We start from the raw sequence: 23,520 nt of genomic DNA, 5'->3' as shown, positions 1-23,520 counted from the left end.
TAAATGACACCGTAGCCGTACCTGCCCAGTTATCAGTTGATTTTTACAGGAGGCGTTATGAAATTAAGTCATCTACTTGTCCCTATCGCACCCGAGCAGCCACTCAATGATTATTTTCATCAAGCCTTTGAATTTGCAAATAACTGTTCAGCTAAAGTGACGTTACTGACCGTGATTAAGGACTTTAATGAGCTAAGAGAAGTGTCTCGCCATTCGTGTTCTACACTCGATTTACTCGATAAGGCGACGGAGGTATACCATGACGCGCTAACAAACCATATTAAGCAAATTCAACAACAATACCCAAATATTCAATTCGACACCAAAGTGAGGGTTGGTATCCCTTCTATTGAAATTATCAAAGAGGCCGAAGAATCAAGCGTAAGTATGGTGGTTATTGACTCTCATCGAAAAGAAAGGAGTGTGGTGTGCAAGCGAGGTAGCAATACTTTAAACCTAATGCGCAAGTCAGAGGTGCCGATTTGGTCGGTAAGCTCGACAACTGACAGTATTGCAAAAGTTTCTCGCGTCGTTGCGGCAATAGACTTGGCCAATCAGGAGTATCAAGCATTCAATGAGAAGATTGTCTCTCTTGCGGTTGAGTATTGCTCAATAATGGGTGCCGAATTAACCCTGAGCCATGTTTGGCGTCTTGAATCAGAAGGCTTTTTGAGAAAATGGAGTGGTTATTCTGATGTTGATATTTCCCTGTTGGCAGCAAAAATGCGGGAAGAGCGGATAGAAAGGTTGAAATCTTTATTGCTACCCTACGAAAATAGCGCTGTACCAACACAAATCAAAGTGCTGGAAGGTGAGGCGCGAGTCATGCTGCCTACTTATATTGCAAACAGTAACGCTAGTTTGGTGGTGCTCGGCTCGCTATCTCGTAGCGGTATTGCCGGGTTCTTGATGGGAAATACCGCTGAGTCCATGGTAAATAAGTTAGATTGCTCGGTTATTACGCTCAAGCCAGACAGCTTCAAGTCACCTATCTTAATGGAATAACATTAGGTCAGTAAAAGCGAGTGTCTGCTATGAATACAGGCTACAAAGAGCAAAGAAAAAAGGGTAGACATTATCTACCCTAAAATTTCATAGCTCGTTTGTTACACAGCGATGTGCGTACCTTAGGCATGCTGCAGACAACTAGGAGGAATCGCGGTAAATTGTCATACAGCAGTGTTAATATAATCTAGGGCTGATGCGGTTTCTAGATAATAATATTCATCACTTATCCTTTGTTATATAAGGATAATCATGGATTTGCTGGTCACAGCTAATTAGCTGTCATTATACTTATATTTGTATTTTATTGTGGTCACTGGTTGGAAATGAATCTCTCCGTCTTGGTTCATTATCTCATTTACCCTTGAGCTTATATCGAGAATAGTAAAACTTGATGGCAATGTTCTGAAGTTGTGCTTATAGCCAAAGTTATTCCTAATATCTTTGGCGCTATACATACCGACTTCATTCATTACTGTTTTCGCCTGAGAGAATGCTTTCTCTTTCGTATCAAAGTGATCACCAAATATACGGTGGTTATTCACTTCTTGTGTTATCGCAGCCACAGATTGAAAGCTAGCGATAGAAAGCATCAAACATATAGGTGCAATAAGTTTTTTCATGATAAATACTTCCTTTGATATGCATTGTTTATGCGATGTTTATGCATTGTTGTTGTCTCACTCCATAAAGAAGACCCAGTTGGGGAGCAATTATTTCATGCCCCTTCTTGCAGGCTTTGTAACTTAATGTGACTGAGGGCTTAATTGCTGAAGGTGGGTGATCTAAATGTAGGGTGATAGCGTTCCAACAGCATTACACTGGTATTTTGTGACAGCATAGAGGGGGAGAGGCGATGGCAAAACTGACAATATTTTATGATGGCACTTGACCGCTTTGTGCAAGGGAAATGCAGGCTCTGAAAAGCCGAGACCAAAAGCAGTGTATCCAAACGGTGGATATATACAGTGATAAGTTCACACAATACCCTAATATAGATGCTGGGCGAGCCAATACGATTTTGCACGCGCTCGATGATCATGGGCGGTTATTGCTAGGGTTGGATGTCACATATCGAGCTTGGCAGTTGGTCGGGAGGGGCTGGCTGTATGCGCCATTGAGATGGCGTCTAATCAAGCCCCTGGCTGATAAGTGCTACCTCTATTTTGCCAATAACCGATATCGAATTTCTTTTTGGCTAACTGGCACCTCCCGGTGCGACAGCAAAACATGCTCCCGATAGAGTGTTAGTGAATGTAATAGCCGATAACCTCCCATTTGCTGTTACCTTCTTTGAGGGTGATCACCTCCATAGCTTCTGACTTATTATCAAACACTGTGTTGTACCTGAGGATGGTGTATTGTCCCTCAGGTAAGTTTGGGATAGAGGGGGATTCTGTACTTTGGTGTATTGAGCGGGATTGCACTTCTCCTACTGAATTTCTTGCGTTTCCAACTGCATTAACCCAGTCATCTTTTGTCAGCTCTGCTTGGAAGTACGGTGCGCTTTCATCCCAGCTTTGTTCATAGCTTTTTTTCGTCTATTAATGTTAACCAGTTTTGTGCAACGTATTGAGCATCTTCATGTTCTGCAAATACGGCGGTAGGAAATAGCATCAATATTGCTAACGCCATTCTAATCATGTCTTACTCCTTAATTCATGGTCTACTTCGATAAGGCTGAAAAGCTTGCTAGCAGTATATTACTTGCTGGAGGTTGAATGTTACATGTTTAAGGTTATGATTTTTAATGGTTATTTTGAAAGTGTGAATAGGTGGCTGTCTTTGGCTTGTATTTCTGGATGTTAATGATAATGAGAGTTATTATTACTGGTTCGTCAGGATCGAAATTATCTCGTGTGCAAAGATAAAAGGCAGGCAATAAAGTATATCGCCTGCCTAGCTATCGTGCTCTAATTCGCCTTAATCCTAGCTTTCAAACTTAGCTGATTCAGGTGAATCTAAGCCAAGCAAGGGTTGCGATTAAGCCAGCGGTGGTGTGCCTTCACCATTGGACACAACGGCATCGATTTTTACTAAGGCATCCATTTCAATGTCTGAAACGCCCACGACGGTGCGTGCTGGTAGTTCGCCCTGGAAGAATGACGGGTAGATTTCGTTGATCGCGTCAAGATCTGCCATATCTTTCAGCTGAATGTTGATCTTAACGATATCGTCCATCACATGGTTAACGCTCTCGACGATGCCTTTGATGTTGTTAAGGCATTGCTGTGCTTGCTCTTTCACACTACCCGCGACGACTTGGTTAGTATTGGTATCAACAGGCAACTGAGCGGCGATGTGATTGTAGTGGGAGAAGGCGACGGTTTGAGTATGCAGGGCACTGCGCGGCGCATTGTCAGTATTGTTGGCTCGAATGACGATACCGTGGCGATCTTCTACTTCCTGCGGTGGTGTGCCATCGCCATGTGATACGACGGCATCAACCTGTACCAAGGCACCCATAGGAAGCTCAGAGGCGGCAACAATGGTCCGTGCCGGCACATAGGCTACGGCCCTGGCAATGGCTGAATCAGGGAAGAAGGTTGAGTAAACCTCGTTGATTGCATCCATATCGGCCAAGTGCTTAACGAAGATAGTGACTTTGACGATGTCATCAAAAGGCACATCGATGCTTTCCATAATCGCCTTGATGTTTTTAAAGCACTGTGCAGCCTGCGTTTGTACATCTGCTGCTACAAGCTCACCTGTCATTGGATCGACTGGCAGCTGAGCCGAGATATTGTTGTAGTGAGAAAATGCAACGGTTTGAGTTGATACAGCTTGGATTGGTGCATTTTCGGTGTTGCGTGAAAGCTTGATAAGATCGCATGGATCTTGCGGGGCCGTGCCTTCACCGTTAGAAATCAAAGCATCCATTTGTACTAATGCATCGCTGAGTGGTAGCGAAGACACTTGTACTGATGTGCGAACGGGTAACTGGGTATCAAAGAAGGTCGCGTAGACTTCGTCTATAGCACTAATATCATTAATATTTTTAACAAAAACATTGATTTTAACCACGTCATCCATCACATGGTTTATGCTCTCTACGATAGCTTTGATATTGCTAAGGCACTGTTTGGCTTGTGCTTTAACGTCACCCGCCACAATCTGGTTGGTATTAGGGTCAATAGGTAGCTGAGCCGAAATATTATTGTAGTGAGAAAAAGCCACTGTTTGAGAAGAGAATGCACAGCTTGGTGCGTTGTCAGTGTTTCTTGAAACTTTAATGATACTGCTAGTCATGTCGAATTTAATCCTTTGATGTAGTACAGAAGAGGTTTTTTATCTTTAGTATTTTTATTGGAAAGAATAATTAAAGAGGCGACATGGTAAGTGAAAGTATGAGGGGTAAATGTGACTTATTTCAAAACATTCTTTTTACCAAATTCCAGATAATTCAGGATAAATAATCAGTTTGTGAGTATTTATCCATGGATGATTTAATAATCATTAAAATACAGGGTGTTAAGTTTTTATTTGGCTCATTGAAAGTGAATAGGATTTCAATCAAATTATCGGAAGCGCGATATGATTTATTTATAATTTGATAGCTTGCTCACATTAATGGCTGTATGGTTATGCCAATAACATTATATGATCAGGTTTTTATGCATGTATTGGTGCATAAAATATCCGGCCTTATTAATTTATAATTTATTTTTAATAATGCTTAGGTAATTGCTTGATAAAGATGAATGATGATAAAAGGGTTTTTAAATGTGGGAAATAAAGTGGCTATGTATTGTTAATTCAACCTGCCAAATGTACTGGCTGTGTTTGGCAGGTTGATTTTTTTATCGGTTAAAGCTCCGGGTTAAAGCGTGATAAATGACAGCTTTATCTCGCAGTTTGGCTATGTGTCGCCATGCGCAATATTTACGCCTTATTTCATTAACAAGGAATGAATAGCAAGATCATAGCCTTTTGTGCCAAAGCCGATCAGTGTGCCTGCCGCAACAGGAGAAACATAGGAGTGGTGACGGAATGACTCTCGCGCATGCACATTCGAAATATGCACTTCAATCACCGGTGGTTCGATACCTTTAATCGCATCGTGAATGGCAACTGAGGTATGCGTATAGGCGCCAGGGTTGATGATGACACCGATCAGCTCACCTTGCTTGAACTTTTCATTGGCCTCATGAAGGTAATCGACCAAGGATCCTTCATGGTTTGATTGGCGGAAATCGATTGTGTGATCATATTGCTGGGCTGTCGCGCGGCAGTTGTTTTCAACATCGGCAAGCGTTTCGTTGCCGTACTGATCAGGTTCGCGAGTGCCTAAAAGGTTAAGGTTGGGGCCATTTAAGACCATGATTTGAGACATAAGGTTTCCTAAATTAGTGCTGGGCGATTTGACGGAAATAACAGGTCTGGCGGTAAGCGTTTATCGTGTCGTTATCGAGCTTGGTGTTGTTGAACAGCTCGTAAGCATCAATCGCTTGATAGAAGAACAACTCAAAGCCAGATAAGATTTGCAACCCTGCGGTTTCTGCTGCTGCCATGAATGTGGTGTTCAGTGGCGTGTATACCGCATCAAACGCCCATTTTTGTGCGCCTAGCCATGTTGTATCGATAACACATCCCGGCGTTTTGTAGTGGCCGATAGGGGTACAGTTCACTAGCCCTTCAGCTTGCATGACGTACTGCTCAAGCGATGGCTTGCTTAGGGCGATACCCTTGAAGCCTGCTTGTTTTAGTTCGCTTGCCAGGGCTGAGGCGCGTTCATCGTTGATGTCATATAGCGCAATCTCTTTGGCACCGAGCTCGCCGAGGGCAAAGGCAATGGCTTTGCCTACTCCGCCAGTACCAAATAGCACAACTTTGCCTGGCGGTTGTGATGAGAACTTATTCTTGTAGGCCTTGATGAAGCCTGTGTAGTCGGTGTTGTAGGCAAGGGTACCTTGCTCGGTAAAGAGCAGGGTGTTGGCCGCAAGGGTTCTTTCAACCGAAGGATCCAGCTTATCAGACACCATCAATGCACATTCTTTGAAAGGGTAAGTGACATTGACGCCGCGGTGCTGGCTACCTTTTAGTGCGTTGATCTGGGCGACAAAGTCATCCTTATCCCCTGAATCAACCGGCGATAGGCTGTAGTTCAGATCGATCCCTTTGATTTTGGCCAAGTGGTTATGAAAGCCCGGCGAGCCGGACTTATCAATGTTGGCACCCACAAGCGATAGTTTCTGCATTATTCACCTCGGTGGCTTAGCGATTGCTGTTGCAATTAATCTAATAGTTGCTCGATTTTGTTCAGTGTTTCCATTGCTGGCAGGCACTGCGCTACGCTTGAGTTTGGTTCGCGGCCAGTTTTGATAGCATCGAAGAATTCACGATCGATAAGCTCGATACCATTGTTTGAAACCGCGACACCGCTTAGGTCGATCGGGTTTTCTTTGCCGTCAAACAAATCATCGTAACGGGCAATGTATGTACCTTCATCACAGATATAGCGGAAGAAGGTGCCGAATGGACCGTCGTTGTTGAACGAGAGCGATAGGGTACAAATCGCGCCAGATGGCACTTTCATGCCAATGCTCATGTCCATGGCAATGCCGAGTTCAGGGTGGATTGGACCTTGTAGCGCTTGTACCTTCGATGCAGTTTCGCCAGTTTGGTATTGGAACAGATCCACCGTGTGGCAAGCGTGGTGCCATAGCAGGTGATCGGTCCAAGTGCGCGGCTCGCCCTTGGCGTTGGTGTTGGTGCGACGGAAGAAGTAAGTTTGTACATCCATCTGCTGGATGTTGAGTTCGCCTGCTTTGATTTTATTGTGGATCCACTGGTGGCTTGGGTTAAAGCGACGAGTATGGCCAGCCATTGCAACCAGTCCAGTTGATTGCTGAAGGTCGACAAGGCGGCGGGCGTCCTCAATGTTATCGGCCATTGGGATTTCAACTAATACGTGCTTGCCGGCTTCAAGGCACTGGATTGCTTGGCTTGCGTGCATTTGGGTTGGGGTTGCAAGGATCACTGCTTCAACGTCTTCACGAGCAAGAGCTTGCTCCAGTTCGCTGGTGATGAAAGGAGGCGTGTCATATTGCGCCGCAATCTCTTCAAGCTTGTCTAATTGCGGGGAAACCAGCGCAACCACGTTAGCATCTTCAATATTGCTAATTGCTTCCAGGTGTTTGGTACCAAATGCGCCCGATGCACCAACGACACATACGTTCATAATACAGCTCCTTTGCTATTCAGTAGTTAACAAATCGTTCTATAACGCCAGTGAAGTGCGTTTGATTTGTTGCATTTGTGTAATGCGTATGGTGTCAATCTATCAGCACAATTGCGAAAGTGATAATTGATTAATTCGAGAGGTTATTCATTTTTTGAATAGTTTATTTTGGTATTGCTGAATTGGTAGTCGCAGGTGGCGTAATAGAGGGGATTTGAATAGATGGCACTAAATAGCGTGGTTTCGGGCTGTTCTGGCGGTTTTTAGCTGCACTTCATCTTACTTTTTAGATGAAGCTATTTCGGTTCGTTATATCAAAACTCAATATCATTGCATGAAAATGGAATGGTAAAAATCCAGCTAGGTATGAATACTGTATTTCGTCATTGAGAGAAACATTTTAGTAACATAAAAATTTCAAGCAGGATGCCTAGTATGATTATCGACTGTCACGGACATTACACCACCACGCCTCCTCAAGTTGGCGATTATCGCGAGTCACAGAAAGCTGCATTAGCAAAAGATCCGAACCACATTGGTAGCAAAGGCCAGATCAATATTTCTGATGATGAAATTCGCGAGAGTATCGAGAACAACCAGCTGCGCTTGCAAAAAGAGCGTGGTACTGACTTAACGATTTTCTCGCCGCGTGCTAGTTGGATGGGCCACCACATTGGTAATGAGCATACTAGTCGTTTCTGGACCGAACATCAGAATGACCTTATCCGCCGCGTTTGCGATCTTTTCCCAAATAATTTCGCGCCGGTTGCCCAGCTGCCCCAGTCACCGGGTGTGACACCGTCCAAATCAATTCCTGAGTTGGTGCGCTGTGTAGAAGAAATGGACTTTATCGGCTGTAACCTGAACCCGGATACAACCGGTGGCTTCTGGAAAGATGCATCGTTGGGCGATCGCTCATTCTACCCGCTATACGAAAAGTTGGTTGAGCTTGATGTGCCTGCAATGATCCACGTAAGTGGCTCTTGTAACTCATGTTTGCATACGACGACGTCGTATTACCTGGGTGCTGATACCACCGCTTTTCAGCAGTTGATGACTTCTGATGTATTCAAAGACTTCCCCGATCTGAAAATCATCATTCCTCATGGTGGTGGTGCCGTGCCTTACCACTGGGGGCGTTTCCGTGGTATCGCTCAAGACATGGGTTTGCCACCGCTGGAAGAGCTGGTACTGAAGAATATCTACTTCGACACTTGTGTTTACCATCAAAAAGGCATCGATCTGTTATTGGATATCTTGCCGAAAGAGAACATCTTGTTTGCTTCAGAAATGATCGGTGCGGTGCGTGGTGTTGACCCGGAAACAGGCCATTACTTTGATGATACCAAACGCTACATCGACGCGAACACCAAGCTAACGGCAGAAGAAAAATCGATGATTTTTGAAGGCAATGCTCGCCGTGTATTCAGCCGCCTAAACATCGCGTAATCAAGGAGTGATCATGAACAAGAACGTTGTTGTACAAAATATCGAGCGAGCGAACCCGGAAATCATTCAAGGGTTGGCTGAATGTGGGGTGGCAACCGTACACGAAGCCCAAGGTCGTCGTGGTTTGCTGGCTGATTACATGCGCCCGATTTATTCAGGCAAGGCGGTAGCAGGCTCGGCTCTGACCATTTCTGGTGCGGCAGGCGACAACTGGATGATGCACGTGGCGATTGAGCAGGCACGCGAAGGTGACATGCTGGTATTCGCCCCGACATCACCCTCTAACTTTGGTTTCTTCGGTGATCTGCTGGCAACGTCTGCCCAGGCGCGTGGTGTGGTTGGCTTGATCATTGAAGGCGGTGTGCGTGACACCCGTGACCTAAGGGAAATGAATTTCCCGGTGTGGTCAAAGCACATTTTCAGCCAGGGTACGATTAAAGAAACCCTGGGTTCGGTGAACGTGCCAATGGTCTGCGCCGATGAGTTGATCAACCCAGGTGATGTGATTGTGGCCGATGACGACGGTGTTTGTGTTGTTCGCCGTGATGAAGCAGAGGCCGTGTTGGCTGAAGCCCGTGCCCGTATGGCACGTGAAGAAGAAAAGCGTGTTCGTTTGGCAAATGGCGAGCTTGGGCTGGATATCTACAATATGCGTGGTCGCCTGGCTGAAAAAGGACTGAAATATGTCTAATGCGCCGCTATCTGCCCCTTGTATGTGGATGCGAGGGGGGACGTCCAAAGGGGCGTACTTCCTGAAACAAGATCTGCCGCAGGATACAGCCGAGCGTGACGCATTCCTGCTGAGCATCATGGGATCACCAGACCCGCGTCAGATCGACGGTATGGGCGGAGGTGATCCGCTGACCTCGAAAGTGGCGGTGGTTGAGCCGTCATCGCGCCCGGGTATTGATGTTGATTACTTGTTTTTGCAGGTATTTGTCGATGAGGCCATCGTCAGTGACGGCCAGAACTGCGGCAACATTTTGGCTGGCGTTGGTGCGTTTGCTATTGAACGCGGCTTGGTTGTCGCCAACGACGGTGAGACGACGGTCAATATTTTCATGGAAAACACCGGCCAAGTGGCTTCATGTGTCATTCAAACCCCGAATGGCGTGGTGTCTTATCGCGGTGGGGCCGCTATTGACGGGGTTGTCGGTACGGCAAGCCCGGTTGCAGTGACGTTTAAAGATACGGCGGGCTCAAGTTGCGGTGCTCTATTACCGACCGGGCGGGAGTTCGACAACATCGACGGTGTGCCCGTCACCATGATTGATAACGGCATGCCCGTGGTTGTGTTTCGAGCAGAAGACATGGGGATCACGGGTACCGAGTCGAGAGCCGAACTTGAGGAAAATGCCGAACTGCGCAAAAAGCTGGAGAGCATCCGCTTGCAGGCTGGCCCCCTGATGAATCTGGGTGATGTGACCGAGCGCTCGGTACCAAAAATGACCATGGTGAGTGCAGCGCAGCAAGGTGGCGCCATTTCTACCCGCACCTTTATTCCCCACCGCTGCCACGCCTCTATCGGCGTGTTGGGCGCGGTCAGTGTTGCCACTGCTTGCATGTTGCCGGAGTCACCGGCATATGGCTTGGCTAACATCCCAGAAGGTGAGCTGAAAACACTGGCTATAGAGCATCCTATCGGCAACCTAACTGTACTGCTGACGACAGATCAAAATAACAATGTCGAGAACTCAGCCATTTTACGAACCACACGTAAGTTGTACGACGGTGTCGTGTTTGGACACTAACGGAAGAGATTTAAAAGGATAATTAAAGATGGACGCAGATTACCTACCATTTCACGATAACCCTGCAAAACCTGAATTTAAGGCCCCGGCAGGCGCAGTTGATGCCCACTGCCATGTATTTGGCCCTGCCGAGACTTTCCCGTATTCACCGAAGCGCAAATATACCCCTTGCGATGCACCCAAGTCGCAGCTATTTGCCTTGCGTGATTACTTAGGTTTTAGCCGTAACGTGATTGTTCAGGCTTCTTGCCACGGTACCGATAATGCGGCGCTATTGGATGCGCTAGATAGTGCTGGCGATTTGGCGCGAGGTGTCGCGGTTGTGTCGGAAGACATCACTGAAGCCGAGTTGCAAGATATGCATGAGCGCGGTGTGCGTGCGGTACGTTTTAACTTCGTTAAGCGTTTGGTGGATACCACCCCAAAATCTGTGTTCAAGAACATTGCCAATAAGATCCGTCCATTGGGTTGGCATGTAGTGGTGTATTTCGAAGCCCCCGATCTTGAAGAGATAGCGCCATTCTTGGTTGAGCTGGATATGACGATTGTTGTTGATCACATGGGGCGTCCAGATGTTGCCAATGGTGTTGAGCACCCTGACTTCCAGCGCTTTGTATCATTGCTGGATGAAAACCCGAATATCTGGACGAAGGTGAGCTGCCCTGAGCGCCTAACCAATACCGCGCCGGATTACAGCGATGTGGTGCCGTTTGCCAAGTACTTGGTTGAACGCTTTCCTAGCCGCGTGTTGTGGGGAACAGATTGGCCGCACCCGAATATGAAATCTCACGTGCCAGATGATGGCAAGCTGGTGGATGTGATCCCGCAGATCGCACCGACAGCCGATAGCCAGCAAGCGCTACTGGTTGATAATCCGATGAAACTGTACTGGTCAGAATAAGGGAGCCCGCTATGTCATACCTAAATAACCCCAACCCGATTTCAGGCACCACCATGTTCGATAGCAAGATGGCGATGAAAGGTTACGGGCTAAATAAAATGTGCTATTCGCTTAATGAAGCATCGGCACGCAATGCTTTCCAGCAGGACGAGATGGCCTACTGCGATCAGTTTGGTTTAACCGATGCCCAAAAAGCGGCGATCCGCGACCGCGATGTACTCAAGTTACTCGAAGAAGGTGGCAGTATTTACTACCTGGCTAAATTCGTCGGGATGCTGGGGCTGAATATGCAGGACATTGGGGCACTGCAAACGGGTGTCACGGTAGAAGAGTTCCAACAGAAGCTGGTTGCGGCAGGAGAATAAGCACATGGCAAAGATTATTGGCGGTATCACCACATCTCATATTCCACTGATTGGCAAGGCGATTGATCAGGGGCTACAGCAAACACCGTACTGGAAAACATTCTTTGATGCTTATCCGCCTATTCATGATTGGCTCGAAGAAGAAAAGCCGGATGTGGCCATTATTTTCTATAACGACCACGGGTTAGAGTTCTTTATCGACAAGAAGCCAACTTTTGCTATTGGTGCTGCCGCGCAGTATCACAATGCCGATGAGGGTTGGGGCATCAAGCCGATCCCGCCGATCAACGGTGATCAGGAGCTGTCGTGGCATATCTGTAACGAATTGGTGGAGAAAGAATTCGACATCACCATCTGCCAAGAAATGCGTGTTGATCACGGCCTGACGGTACCTATGCAGCTAATGTGGCCGGGCAACCAGTATGAGCATATGAAGGTGATCCCGGTGTGTATCAATGTTGAGCAGCACCCAATGCCATCACCAAAGCGTTGTTTTGATTTAGGCAAGGCGATTGGCGAAGCAGTCGAGTCATACGATAAAGATCTCAAGGTGGTGGTGCTAGGTACTGGCGGTTTGTCTCACCAACTGGATGGCGAGCGTGCCGGCTTTATCAACAAAGAATTCGACTTGTACTGCATGGATAAGATCATCAGCGAGCCAGAAGCATTAACATCCCTGACAATTCGTGACTTGGTGGAAGAAGCGGGGGCCCAGGGGCCAGAGCTGATCATGTGGCTGGGTATGCGCGGCACACTTCGCGGCGAGTTGAACGTCTTGCACAGCAACTACCACATCCCGATTTCCAATACGGGAGCGGGTACCATGTTGATTGAGAATAAAGAGTAGCTTTGAGCTGCTTGAACCTAAGCTATTTAGCGCCTTGAGCTGTTATAACTACAAATAACGTTGTTACAAAGTTGTCTTTGGTAAAATTAAGCCACCCTTTGCTATTGGTTTTAGCTGAGGGTGGCTTTTTGAGTTTAAGTCGCTGTAGCTAACTTACTGTTTTGGCCAGAGGTAGACCTGCATGTTTTGTGGTTCGCTTTGGGCTGGGTTTTGGTATAGCGTACGAAGTACAGCCTTAGCTCGATCATCGAACGTACCGCCATCTTCACCAAAGCCCGGCCAGTGGCCATCGCCACCACCTGAGTTGATCATAAAGCCAAGGTAATGGGCGACCTCGTGCATGACAATCCCTTTGTCAAACCAACATTCACTGCTCTTATCGCCGAGGTTAATCCAGTTGAACCCTTTCTGTCCGTTGAGGTAGTTATTCTCATCGATGATCAGGTTTGCACCGGTCGACATGTTTGGCCCGCCAGAAACCGTGCCGCAGGTTTGTTGGTCATTATACATCTTGATGGTTGTACCAACCGAGAATATGACGCCACCTTCACCTGCAATTGTTGAGTAGTCGATCTCGTGTTTCCAAGGGTGTTCAGCGCTTGTATCGATATCGGTATAACCCATAAACTTGAAGGCGCCAGGGGTCCCCATCACCGCTTCCAGTTCATTAAGTGATTGCTTAATGAGATCCTCATTGGCTGATGTCATTTCATCAGAGTTATTGAAGTAGTAGTGAATAGGATCTTCGGGTGTTGCGTGGAAGCGAATGCTTAGCCCGCCAGTTGATGCTAGACCGTTGTTTTCAGCACAAAGGCTAGACCAAGATGTGTTGTCGGGTAGGTAACCACCAGCACAGTACCAAAGGTTATTTTTGTCGATAAGGTGTTGATCATTTGAATCGCTTAGCGGATAGATATTTTCGGCATATGATTCGATGAACGTTTCGTCGGTGAGCTTATTCAAAACCGTTCGCACATGATCTTCTGAGGCTTTTTTTGACGCTGAGCCGGAACCATCTCCGCTGCCGCCACCACAGCCAGAAAGCGCAATCATTGCTAATGTCGGATAAAGTATTTTTTTCATTTATATTATTGATTGTAAAAATTAAAAGGCGGGGAATGATAGCACTCAGGTGCATTGAATGACTTTGTATAGTTGCGAGGAACAACTTGCTAGGGTGAATATTGTTCGGGTTGCCTGTATATTGATCTTTTTGGGCGGAGTTACTACTACTTATTTGTTTAAGTTATTGATTTATTGAGTCAAAATTGACCCGTGATTGTGTTGGTGTAAACAGGTTTAGCGACCTTCTTTCCTATATAGCTGAAGGTCGCTGATTCGTTATTTAAACACTAAACTGATTAGTTTCTGCCAATGATTTAAACCACTGGGAATGACGTTTCGGGATGCGATTACCCGTTTCTAAATCTAAACGATAAAATCCATATCGACGCTTGAATGAATTAATCCAAGACCAGTTATCGATGAAAGTCCACTGGTGGACGCCAAAGCAGTTTGCACCTTCTTCCATAGCACGGTTAAGTTGAATGAAATGCTCTTTCATGAGCTCGGTGCGGAAGCTGTCATCAATATACCCATCACCTTGCACAGGGCCTTCCGATTCAAGATCCATCGCAATACCAATTTCCGCTAAGTACCATTTGATGTTGCCGTAATTGTCCTGAATGTTCTTGGCTATGTCATAAATGGCCGTTGGTAAAATTTCATTGTTATCTCGGTAAGGATTGAAACGGCCTTCAGGGTTTATATAGTTCTCAAAATAGACTTCAGGCGTGAAGTAATCGAGGGTGTACTCTGTTTCTCGAGCTTTAACACGGCGTGGAACATAGTAGTTGACGCCAAGGAAGTCGACCTTGGCTGTGGTTATCGCCGTTAATTCACTATCGCGAACTTCAGGCATTAGGCCGTGTTTGTCGAGTAACTGGCAAAGTTCTTTCGGGAAGCTGTTTTTTACCATTGGGTCAAGAAAGCTTCGGTTGAACAGTAAGTCTGCATACCATGCAGCTTGTTTGTCTTCGTCGCTGTCGTTACGAGTATATGATGGTGTAAGGTTAAGCACGACACCTATTTCACCATCGATATTCATTTCCCGAAAAGTCATGACAGCCTTGGCATGGGCAACCATTATGTTGAATGCTACCTGCGCGGCTAGCTTACCGTCCTTTTTACATGGGAAATGGAAGTCGTACAGGTAGCCACCTTCAACCGGAACTATGGGTTCATTGAAGGTGATCCAATGTTTTACCTTGTGGCCAAAAAGTTTGAATGCGGTACGGGCAAACTTCTCAAATAAGTCGATTACGTGTTTGGATTCGAAGCCGCCATATTGCTGTTGTAAAGCGGCTGGCATATCGAAGTGGTAAAGGTTGATCATCGGTGTAATGCCATTTTCGATCATTTCATCTAGATAGGCATCGTAGAAGGCTACTGCATCTGGGCAGGCCTCACCGGTTTCAAAGTTTTTGATTAGGCGTGACCACTGGATTGAGGTACGGAATGAATTGAAGCCAATTTCTTTCATTAGGGCGACATCTTCCTGATAGCGCTCATAAGTTTGGTTTACTTTGGCTGGGCCGATTTCTTTAAAAAAACGCTCAGGGTTAGTTTGATGCCAAGTGTCCCAAATTGAAGGGTGTACTTTATTTGTTGTGCCTTCTGTTTGAATACCTGATGCAGCAGCGCCCCATAAGAAGCCTTCAGGGAATGTATAAGTAGTCATTAGAACCTCGTGTGTGGTCATGTGTTAAAACGAAAGATGTTGAGATTGACGATTTAGGTAGTGATAAAGAGCGCCGATTAAGTTCGCGTCATTACCTGCTTGGCAAACAGCCAATTGGGGGCGAATTTTTGCGAAAGGCATTTTTCTCATCAGCTCGTCAATATGCTGATTTAATTTGATGAGGAGCTCTGGGCGGGCGCTAATTGCCCCACCGAGAATGATCTTTTCCGGGTCAATGCAGTATTGGATATTGAACAAGCCAATCGCGAGCATGCGATACCAGTTATCGATCACTGTCGTTAGCCTGCTTTCTCCCTGCTCGTTTCGCTCGAATACTACTTTTCCATTTAGCGTTTCTACTGGCTCGTTGAGTGCTTTGGCTGCCGCCTCGACTAGCCCTCGAGTCGAGGCAAGGTCGCTGAAAGTAAGGGGGAGATCATGATCATGCCCGGCAATCATATAGCCGAATTCGCCGCCATGCCTTTGGTGACCATGATGAATAGAGCGGTTTTGTACGATTGCACCACCAATGCCGCTACCGATGACGGCAAGACAGCAGTCTTGGGTTTGCTGTGCAGCCCCCTTCCAGAGTTCGGCGAGGGCAGCACAGCAGGCATCATTTTCTAATTCTGATGGTAACTGGTATCGTGCCTGTATTAGCTGCTTGAAGTTTGGTCCATGGATGTAAGGTAAGGCGCTGGCACCATGGATCACACCAGTTTCACAGTCGACAGCACCGCATGTGCTAATGGCAATCGCGGTAATATTGAATTTTTGGCGAGTAGGCTCTACCACTTGGTCTAAGGCTGCCCAGAAATCGTCTAATTGGCTTTTGGGGCTTGGAAAGGCGCCTTTTAGAAGGATAGCTGCCGAGTCGTCCATGACCGCGTACTTCACTGCGGTCCCACCAATGTCTAGCACCAGATAATGTTGCGTGCGCATAGATATTCCTGCTGTTGTCTTGCAAATAGTGTTGCGGTTGAAGAGGCAGCACACCATTGTGCGCTGCCTACTGGGTTACAAGGTCGAGATTGAGATTTCTTTGACGAACATATAGCCCCAATCACCAGGGAATTTGCCAAAGATGAGTTGGTTGTCCCCTTTGGCTAATCGCACAGGGACGGATAGCACACCGCCTTTATCGTCGGTTGCGATAAACTCGAATTGTTGTGGATGGCCATCGTTTATTTGGATTGAATTCATTTTGTTGCCCCACTTTCCGCTGTAGTGCAGATTGAGAGTAAAGTCACCCTGCCATGGTGCTTCAATTGTCCAAGCGACACTGTCTCCTTCCTGAGCAAATGGGCCGAGGAAGCCATCTTCATCAATGGATAGCTGCTCTTGTTCGGCGTCGATGCGGGTGATGGCGCCTCGATCAAGGCCGTGGGTTTCCGACTGGTAATGGCAGTAATCGTCCGGAACGGCGCCTTGTGCTTCATCAACATCCACCGTTACGGTTTTGCTGGACTTCAGCAAACCATCGTCGGCAGTTAATGTCAGTTGATACTGTCCTGGCTCAGCAAAGTAGGCACGGGTGGTGACTGAATTTGGTTGACAGAAACGAGCCCCACTTTCGCCTGAGCTTTGCCATTGAGTCGTTACTTCGGAAGTTGGAAGACCGTCATCTTTGACTGTGACTTCTAGTAAAACACCAGCCTCCAGTGTGGTAGACAATTGCTTGTCCATGGTGATTGCTGGGGCTTGGTTAGCTTGCGAATGTTTCACAGTAATGACGTTGGATGGTGAAGACTCTCCAGATTCATTTTTAGCAATGACTCTATAGAAGTAGGTTTCTCCTAGTTGAAGCGAGTGATAATCGTCGCTGAACAGATCCATGGTGGCTGGATCCCATTCGTTAATCCCATCAGAAATGTTCTCACCAACAGTTTGCCATGGACCGCTAATATTCGTTGCACGCTCAACATCGTAGTATCGCCCTACAGGAGCGCCCATCCAGTTGATGGCAAAGGGAGAGCTTGTTTCACGTAGTACTGGCGATTCAGGTACTGGCAGCGCTGGGACTGTTTCCTGTCCATCCATTTGAGCTGCCGCAAGACGAACAAGATCAACGACTTCAATTTCTTGATTTGCTTCGCCTTCAACCGGAAAGCCCGGTAGGTGGTAGCTATAGTGGCCGGTATATTCCTTGTGCCAGTAAAAGCCCCCATCATGGCGATGGCCGCGAAAGCCCCATACAAACCCACCGGCTGCTTGCGCCCCGTCAACTTCAGTGTGAACGATCGCCTGCATGATATCGTTCAATTCAGTGTGGTCCCGAAGGCCAAATTCACCAACGTAGTAGACTTTTTTGCCTTGGATAGCAGCTAAGTCTTTACGTACTTGATCCGGGTGGTTGTTACCGGCGTTGGTATAGTAATGGTTGCTGATGATATCGATATTCGGATCATCTAAGGCAAACTCATTCACAGCTTTGTAGGTGCCATCCATGACGAGCTGGTGGGGAGCTAGCTGTTTGATTAGCGCTGCTGTTTCTTTCAGGAAAGGCGCATTGGTATATTCCAGCTCATTTCCCGTTTCCCACGCCATGATGGCTTTTTCTTCGAAATAAGGCCTGCCCGTCACAGTATTCGTGCGCGTGATAACCTGGCGGATAATGTCTTTGTAGGCCGCATAGGTTTTGCTATTGACATCGTAGAAGTCATCCGCAGCCTCGTCATAGAAGGCTGCGAGTTGCTCACGGCCTCCCCACCACCACCAATGGTCAATAAAAGGTAGGATTAAACGCAGGCCATGCTTGTCTGCCAATGCAATCATGTTGTCATAAACACGCATTGCTTCTTCGTTTAGCCTTGGCATCTCACCTTTGGTTTCGGGCGCGAGGATATGGGTTTCACGATCACAAACTTTGTCGTGTTCTTGTTCAATGGACAAGACATAGACACGTTGTGCCTTATGGCCGGTTCGCACCATCGCCTTGATCCAGTTTTCTTGCTCCTCATGGGTTGGCCATTTGAAGTACTGTCCCCATCCACGAGGATCTTCTTGGCAGATCCCTTTAGCATCGTCCTCGATCCTATGCAGTTCAGGTGCATGGATTCCCGCAAAACGAAATGGTTGGCTGCCGTCGAGCAACTGGTGGCCGTCTCGGGTAATGAAATGTTCAAAGCCTGATGGTGAAGCCGCGCTGACCATACTGGTGCCTAACGCCAATGCCATTAAAGTGGCAGCTTTTGATAAATTCGTTTTCATGCTCCGCTCCTTAGAACCACACTTCAGCCTGAATGCCAAAGTTCAGGGTGTCGGTTTTTCCACTTGCTGTGTAATTACCTGGCATAATCGCATTGCTGCCCCAGTCGTAATTGGCGTCCAGTGCATCAGATACGCCTTCATCCCACGTTGCATAAGTTGCGAAGAAACGAAGTTGTGGGCGGTTCCAGTAGCCAGTGTCGAAGGTAAGTGTTGGTGCAATTGTTAATTTGGTTAGACCACCTTTGCCGTTACCGTTTTGGCCCATGAAGTTTTCATCATCGAGGTATTCGTAACCAAGTTCATACTGCATGGCGAAGTTTTTTGTAATCTGGTGGTACGGACGGATACCCGCTGCCCAGCTGCTGCGCTCCCATCCGTTATTGTCACTGGACCACCAACGGTAGTTTTCATCAGATTGATAAAAAGCGAAGGTCGCAAAGTCCCAGTTTCCTTTTGAGGCCACGCCATCAAGGGCAACCCGCCATGATCGAGTGTCGTCTAGGTTGGCCCAGCCCCAACCGTTTTTGCCTAAAGAATCACCTGCAGCCAAGCCTTCACCGTATTGGAATACAAATTTGCTAAATCCGTCGGCAACACCGTAAAAGCTACCGAGGGTATATACGCCTGTTAGACCAATACCACTTTCAGCAGCACCGACTCGATTGACGTTGTTGTTCATGTGGTGGGCAACAACTTGTAAGTCAATGGGGGTGTCAGCTATTTGTTTAAGCCAAAGCTTGATTGAGTAATCTTCTGGGTAGCCTTGATCTGAGATATCAGCTGGTGGTTGGCTACCTTCAGAGGTTGGGGTAAAGGCATAGATACCAGCATCCAAGCGAGCGAAACCTAAGTCGACGTTATCAAAGCCGCCGCCAGTTCCGTTATATTGAATGAATTCCCAATCATACTGATGGCTACTGTAATTCGAACTACTGTATCGCTTACCTGCCCAGAAGGTGACATCAGGTGCAAAATCAAGGTTAGTCAGCTCGGCATAGCCTTCACGAAACTGAACATCTTTTCCGTCGCCATCTTCACAGTTCCAATCTGCAGTACAGGTTGTTTCATGGGTAATGTTGGCTCGAATACGAGCGATGGTGCCGTTTTCTGCTTTCATTTGTATTGTCGGCAACAGTTCAATTTTTGTGTTTTGTTCGTTACCTAGGCGCCATTTACCATCTGGCATTAAGCCGACTGAGTCGACTCGGTTACCATCACTGTTACCAATGATCCCTGCCTTAATGTAGCCATTCATAGAGAAGTCGTACTCTGTAGCGACTGCATAGCTACTGCTAATGGCGAGTGTAAGGACTGAGAGGGTTAATGCCTTGCTTGCTTTCATTTTGTTTCATCCTTTTTTATGCGTAATTTTTATGGGGGTGGAATCTACGGATAAAAAACGGAAAAATATAGATCAAATTGGAAACCGGTTTCCAATTAATGAGTGATGTCACAAATTTCAGGGTTTGAAAAAGGAATATTGTGATTTTGATCGGTATAAAAAAGCCGCCTGTTATGGCGGCTTACTTAGCGGAAAATAGGCGTTTAGCGTTGGCGGAGCGCTTCTTGGCTTAGGAGTTGATTTTCATGCACTTTAAAGAATGGCCTGTATAACATCCAAGAATTGAAAATAGCAAATAAGCACATGCAGAGGTTTCTCCAGCTACCATTGCCAGCCCATGCTGCGCCGAGAGGGGAAGGCATTGACCATGGTAACAAGGCCACTACTCGGTCGAGCACCCCAATGTCAGTTAGGTACCAGGCTATCGTGGCATTTATTAATGGAACGGCAATGAATGGGATGAGGAACAGGGGATTCATGATAATTGGAAAGCCAAATAATAGTGGCTCATTAATGTTGAATAAAGAAGGTATTAGCCCAACCTTACCAACTGATTTCAATTGTTTAGATTTGCTTTTTATTGCCATGAATACAAGAGGAAGGGTTGAGCCTATACCGCCTATAAGCAGGTAAAAGTCCCAGAAGCCTTGTAAATATATGTGCGGTAACACATCAGCACCGCTTGCTAATGCTTGTTGGTTTTCAATGAGATAGGTCATCCAGAATGGGTTCATTATTCCTGTGATAATGAGCGCGCCATGAATGCCTATAAACCAAAGTAAGTGGCAGATAAGCAGTGAGAGTAATACTGCCGTAAGGGTATCAGATGCGATGATCAGCGGTTTGAAGGCGGCGGCAACTAACTCTGGAAGAATGAGTCCAGTATGGTATTGCAAGCTTGCATTGATGATACTAATTGAAAGTAAGACGACCAATAATGGAATGATAAGCTGGAAGCCATTTCTCGTCATGATTGGCACTTCTTCAGGCAGCTTTATATACCACCCTTTTTTGTAAAAAAAGCGAATAGTTTCAATAGCAAAGGCACTCGATATCAGCGCAGTGAAAATCCCCATCCCCCCAAGAAATATATTCGGTCCCACATTACCGTTAAAACCTATGAATAGCAGGAAGGCGAGGCAACCAGTTAGTCCAGATAACCGTTCAGGCAGTTGATATTGTTTCGCCAAACTGGCACTGGTTCCGAACGCAACAATAAGTGCTATCAGGCCAATCGTTAGTTCAAAGGTTGGTGTCAATAATGGCTTTATGATGAGGTAGATTTGGCCAAAGTTGCTGGTTGTATTGACAGCAAATGGTGGAAAAATCATTGGGACTAAAAGGCTACCGACAATGACAAACGGCATGGCAAGTGAAAAACCATCTCTAAGTGCGGTGATGTGTTTACTGCGGGTTAGCCAATTTGCCAAAGGCGAAATGCGTTGCTCAATTACATTCGTGGCGACATTCATCAGTTGAATGTTCATAGTTTTTCCTGACCTTTTGGAAAAGTTTCCGGTATCAATCTTTAACGGATCACATTTTGCCAGAACAAAACATGAATTCTGGTGATCATTATCACAAATAAGTATCACCTTGATGGAAACCGGTTTCCAAAAAATATCCGCGAGCGTATATTTCATTCCGAAATCACTCGATGGAGAAACTGAGATGAAAAAAATTATGTTGTGCTGCTCTGCAGGCATGTCGACTAGTTTGTTAGTTAAGAAAATGGTTGAAGAAGCGGATAAGCGAGGTCTAGAAGCTGAAATAAAGGCTTTTGGTGCCGCTGAATTTGACCAGCATGTGGGGAATTACCAGGTAGTGCTATTGGGTCCACAGGTGAAATACATGCAGCAAGATCTTCAAAAGAAAGCGGATAGCCATGGCATTAAGGTTGAGCCAATCAATATGATGGATTACGGCATGCAAAAGGGTGACAAGGTACTGGATTTTGCATTGTCGTTAATTGATGGCTAATGGATATCACAATAATAAAAAGGAAAAGCAATGAGTGCCCTATATAACAAGCTCATCGGCGTTATTGAGCAAAAAATCACCCCTATGGCTGGTGCAATTGGTCAGCAGAAATATGTGACTTCCATTCGAGATGGATTTATTGCCGCACTGCCATTCATGATTGTCGGCTCTTTCATGTTGGTTTTTATCTTTCCACCTTTCTCGCAAGAAACAACCTGGGGATTTGCCCAAGCTTGGTTAAATTTCTCTGAGGTGCATCGTGAAACGCTTATGCTGCCGTTCAATTTCAGTATGGGCATTATGACGCTGTTCATCTCGGTTGGTATTGCCGCGAGCTTGGCTCGACACCATGATTTGGACCCGTTAACGACAGGTATGTTGTCGTTTATGTCATTTATGCTGGTGGCCGCACCATTAGAAAATGGCCAAATTTCAACGGCATACTTTTCAGGGCAAGGGATTTTTACTGCGTTGATTATCGCAATCTATGCAACTGAAGTTTATGCCTTCCTAAAACGCAATAATATTACGATACGTTTGCCTCCTCAGGTACCGACAGGTGTTGCTCGCTCTTTCGAGATCCTTATTCCTGTAATGGTACTTATCCTGACATTACATCCGTTGAACCTATTTATCGAAGCGCAAACGGGCATGATTATCCCGCAAGCGATTATGTCCTTGGTTGAACCATTGGTTGCGGCCTCAGACTCCTTACCTGCTTTATTACTTTCGGTCATGATTTGCCAAATCCTTTGGTTTGCCGGTATTCACGGAGCTTTGATAGTTACCGGAATTATGAACCCATTTTGGATGGCAAACCTATCCGTCAACCAAGCGGCTATGGCTGCAGGCGAAGCTATTCCACACATTTATGTTCAGGGCTTTTGGGATCATTACTTATTGATCGGTGGTGTGGGCTCAACGTTACCATTGGCATTTCTTCTGATGCGCAGTAAGGCTATCCACTTACGTACTATCGGTAAAATGGGTGTGGTGCCAGGTGTGTTCAATATCAACGAACCAATTCTTTTTGGTGCGCCGATCATCATGAACCCTCTGTTTTTCCTACCGTTTGTATTAGTACCAATGATCAACGCTACCTTCGCGTACATTGCTCTCGATTTGAACTTGGTTGCTCGCGTAGTTTCGATGACACCATGGACGACACCGGGCCCTATCGGTGCTTCATGGGCAGCCAACTGGTCATTTAGCCCAGTGATCATGTGCTTAATCTGTATGGTGACAGCTGCAATCATGTACTTGCCATTCCTCAAAGCATATGAAAAGCAGTTGCTAGAGCAAGAAGCTGCCAACAACAGCGAGTCTGAGGCACCAAAAGGTGAACCAGTAACCGCGTAACCCTCTTTATTTTGAAAATATGCCCTGTCGGAATGGCGGCAGGGCAGCAATACCTTGGAGAAAATAATGGATTTAGAAGAGCAGGTAATGGGCATCATTATCAATGCAGGCCAGTCACGTAGCCTGTGCTATGAGGCACTCCGTCACGCAAAGCACGGCCAGTTTGCTGAAGCCGAAGGCTTGATGAAAGAAGCGCAGGCATTTGCCAATAAAGCACATTTGGTACAAACACAGTTGATTGAAGCTGATGAGGGTGAAGGAAAAACCAAGATGACGTTAGTCATGGTTCATGCGCAAGATCACCTCATGACATCTATGTTGGCTAAAGAGTTAGTGGCCGAGCTCATTGAGCTGCATCGTAAAACGGCCTAGAAAAAATAATGTCGTTCC

Annotated in this window: 22 protein-coding genes and 1 pseudogene; 11 read left to right on the top strand and 12 right to left on the bottom strand. The window is 46.3% G+C overall.

Annotated features, from left to right (window positions below; all coding sequences use genetic code 11):
* The first annotated feature begins 57 nt into the window (after window positions 1–57).
* A complete protein-coding gene (locus tag C9I98_RS02830) occupies window positions 58–1,005 on the top strand; it encodes a universal stress protein (RefSeq protein ID WP_036821714.1) in 948 nt (315 codons plus the stop codon).
* A 275-nt stretch (window positions 1,006–1,280) separates the two neighbouring features.
* Here the strand turns inward: C9I98_RS02830 and C9I98_RS02825 are convergent, their stop codons facing one another.
* A complete protein-coding gene (locus C9I98_RS02825) occupies window positions 1,281–1,628 on the bottom strand; it encodes a DUF3316 domain-containing protein (RefSeq protein ID WP_036821493.1) in 348 nt (115 codons plus the stop codon).
* A gap of 233 nt (window positions 1,629–1,861) precedes the next feature.
* Here C9I98_RS02825 and C9I98_RS02820 point away from each other — a divergent pair.
* A pseudogene (locus C9I98_RS02820) lies at window positions 1,862–2,248 on the top strand (thiol-disulfide oxidoreductase DCC family protein).
* A 4-nt stretch (window positions 2,249–2,252) separates the two neighbouring features.
* Here C9I98_RS02820 and C9I98_RS26480 read toward each other — a convergent pair.
* The 5 genes from C9I98_RS26480 to C9I98_RS02795 all read right to left on the bottom strand — a co-directional run bounded on the left by C9I98_RS26480 (window position 2,253) and on the right by C9I98_RS02795 (window position 7,186).
* Window positions 2,253–2,489 carry a DUF4019 domain-containing protein gene (locus C9I98_RS26480; protein ID WP_245907077.1) on the bottom strand — a complete coding sequence of 79 codons (237 nt, stop codon included), beginning with the start codon at window positions 2,487–2,489 and terminating at the stop codon, window positions 2,253–2,255.
* A gap of 499 nt (window positions 2,490–2,988) precedes the next feature.
* Window positions 2,989–4,254 carry a RidA family protein gene (locus C9I98_RS02810; protein WP_107271546.1) on the bottom strand — a complete coding sequence of 422 codons (1,266 nt, stop codon included), beginning with the start codon at window positions 4,252–4,254 and terminating at the stop codon, window positions 2,989–2,991.
* 640 nt (window positions 4,255–4,894) lie between these two features.
* Window positions 4,895–5,338: a type II 3-dehydroquinate dehydratase gene (gene aroQ, locus C9I98_RS02805; RefSeq protein ID WP_107271545.1), complete on the bottom strand. Its 444-nt coding sequence runs from the start codon at window positions 5,336–5,338 to the stop codon at window positions 4,895–4,897.
* A gap of 13 nt (window positions 5,339–5,351) precedes the next feature.
* Complete coding sequence (locus C9I98_RS02800) at window positions 5,352–6,203, bottom strand: shikimate dehydrogenase family protein (protein WP_036821054.1); 852 nt, start codon at window positions 6,201–6,203, stop codon at window positions 5,352–5,354.
* 35 nt (window positions 6,204–6,238) lie between these two features.
* Window positions 6,239–7,186, bottom strand: coding sequence for a Gfo/Idh/MocA family oxidoreductase (locus tag C9I98_RS02795; RefSeq protein WP_036821057.1), 948 nt, complete (start codon window positions 7,184–7,186; stop codon window positions 6,239–6,241).
* 435 nt (window positions 7,187–7,621) lie between these two features.
* Between C9I98_RS02795 and C9I98_RS02790 the strand changes: the two genes are divergently transcribed.
* From C9I98_RS02790 to C9I98_RS02765, 6 genes are read left to right on the top strand one after another with little or no spacing between them, the layout of a single operon-like run.
* On the top strand, window positions 7,622–8,635 hold the full coding sequence (locus C9I98_RS02790; RefSeq protein ID WP_036821059.1) for an amidohydrolase family protein: 1,014 nt from the start codon (window positions 7,622–7,624) through the stop codon (window positions 8,633–8,635).
* Between the two features lie 13 nt (window positions 8,636–8,648).
* Entirely contained in the window at window positions 8,649–9,326 is a 678-nt protein-coding gene (locus C9I98_RS02785) for a 4-carboxy-4-hydroxy-2-oxoadipate aldolase/oxaloacetate decarboxylase (RefSeq protein ID WP_036821061.1), read from the top strand.
* Window positions 9,319–10,386: a 4-oxalomesaconate tautomerase gene (locus C9I98_RS02780; RefSeq protein ID WP_036821065.1), complete on the top strand. Its 1,068-nt coding sequence runs from the start codon at window positions 9,319–9,321 to the stop codon at window positions 10,384–10,386. The genes C9I98_RS02785 and C9I98_RS02780 overlap by 8 nt, the downstream gene beginning before the upstream one ends.
* A gap of 28 nt (window positions 10,387–10,414) precedes the next feature.
* On the top strand, window positions 10,415–11,287 hold the full coding sequence (locus C9I98_RS02775) for an amidohydrolase family protein (RefSeq protein WP_036821068.1): 873 nt from the start codon (window positions 10,415–10,417) through the stop codon (window positions 11,285–11,287).
* Window positions 11,288–11,298: 11 nt separating this feature from the next.
* On the top strand, window positions 11,299–11,652 hold the full coding sequence (locus tag C9I98_RS02770) for a protocatechuate 4,5-dioxygenase subunit alpha (protein WP_036821070.1): 354 nt from the start codon (window positions 11,299–11,301) through the stop codon (window positions 11,650–11,652).
* Window positions 11,653–11,656: 4 nt separating this feature from the next.
* Window positions 11,657–12,499: a class III extradiol dioxygenase family protein gene (locus C9I98_RS02765; RefSeq protein WP_036821073.1), complete on the top strand. Its 843-nt coding sequence runs from the start codon at window positions 11,657–11,659 to the stop codon at window positions 12,497–12,499.
* Window positions 12,500–12,652: 153 nt separating this feature from the next.
* Here C9I98_RS02765 and C9I98_RS02760 read toward each other — a convergent pair whose 3' ends face one another.
* From C9I98_RS02760 to C9I98_RS02735, 6 genes are all read right to left on the bottom strand, one after another.
* The gene (locus C9I98_RS02760; protein WP_146153851.1) at window positions 12,653–13,582 is read right to left on the bottom strand and encodes a lipoprotein; all 930 of its coding nucleotides are present in this window, start codon (window positions 13,580–13,582) and stop codon (window positions 12,653–12,655) included.
* A 262-nt stretch (window positions 13,583–13,844) separates the two neighbouring features.
* Window positions 13,845–15,239: a glycoside hydrolase family 1 protein gene (locus C9I98_RS02755; protein ID WP_107271543.1), complete on the bottom strand. Its 1,395-nt coding sequence runs from the start codon at window positions 15,237–15,239 to the stop codon at window positions 13,845–13,847.
* A gap of 24 nt (window positions 15,240–15,263) precedes the next feature.
* On the bottom strand, window positions 15,264–16,181 hold the full coding sequence (locus tag C9I98_RS02750) for an ROK family protein (RefSeq protein ID WP_036820465.1): 918 nt from the start codon (window positions 16,179–16,181) through the stop codon (window positions 15,264–15,266).
* Between the two features lie 75 nt (window positions 16,182–16,256).
* Window positions 16,257–18,449 (bottom strand): CBM35 domain-containing protein, encoded by a 2,193-nt coding sequence (locus C9I98_RS02745; RefSeq protein WP_036820462.1) that lies wholly within the window; start codon window positions 18,447–18,449, stop codon window positions 16,257–16,259.
* 10 nt (window positions 18,450–18,459) lie between these two features.
* Entirely contained in the window at window positions 18,460–19,791 is a 1,332-nt protein-coding gene (locus tag C9I98_RS02740; protein ID WP_107271542.1) for a carbohydrate porin, read from the bottom strand.
* Between the two features lie 203 nt (window positions 19,792–19,994).
* Window positions 19,995–21,278 carry a PTS sugar transporter subunit IIC gene (locus C9I98_RS02735; RefSeq protein WP_036817145.1) on the bottom strand — a complete coding sequence of 428 codons (1,284 nt, stop codon included), beginning with the start codon at window positions 21,276–21,278 and terminating at the stop codon, window positions 19,995–19,997.
* A gap of 184 nt (window positions 21,279–21,462) precedes the next feature.
* On the opposite strand from C9I98_RS02735, the gene C9I98_RS02730 reads away from it, so the two are divergent.
* The 3 genes from C9I98_RS02730 to chbA all read left to right on the top strand — a co-directional run bounded on the left by C9I98_RS02730 (window position 21,463) and on the right by chbA (window position 23,502).
* Window positions 21,463–21,771 (top strand): PTS sugar transporter subunit IIB, encoded by a 309-nt coding sequence (locus C9I98_RS02730; RefSeq protein ID WP_036817146.1) that lies wholly within the window; start codon window positions 21,463–21,465, stop codon window positions 21,769–21,771.
* Window positions 21,772–21,801: 30 nt separating this feature from the next.
* A complete protein-coding gene (locus C9I98_RS02725; protein WP_036817148.1) occupies window positions 21,802–23,130 on the top strand; it encodes a PTS sugar transporter subunit IIC in 1,329 nt (442 codons plus the stop codon).
* A gap of 66 nt (window positions 23,131–23,196) precedes the next feature.
* Window positions 23,197–23,502, top strand: coding sequence for a PTS N,N'-diacetylchitobiose transporter subunit IIA (chbA, locus tag C9I98_RS02720; RefSeq protein ID WP_036817150.1), 306 nt, complete (start codon window positions 23,197–23,199; stop codon window positions 23,500–23,502).
* Window positions 23,503–23,520 lie beyond the last annotated feature (18 nt).

The sequence above is a fragment of the Photobacterium sanctipauli genome, from assembly GCF_003026495.1.
GTDB classification, from domain to species: Bacteria; Pseudomonadota; Gammaproteobacteria; order Enterobacterales; family Vibrionaceae; genus Photobacterium; species Photobacterium sanctipauli.
Note: the sequence above shows the minus strand (reverse complement) of the source record. Positions and strands in the feature narration are given on the sequence as shown.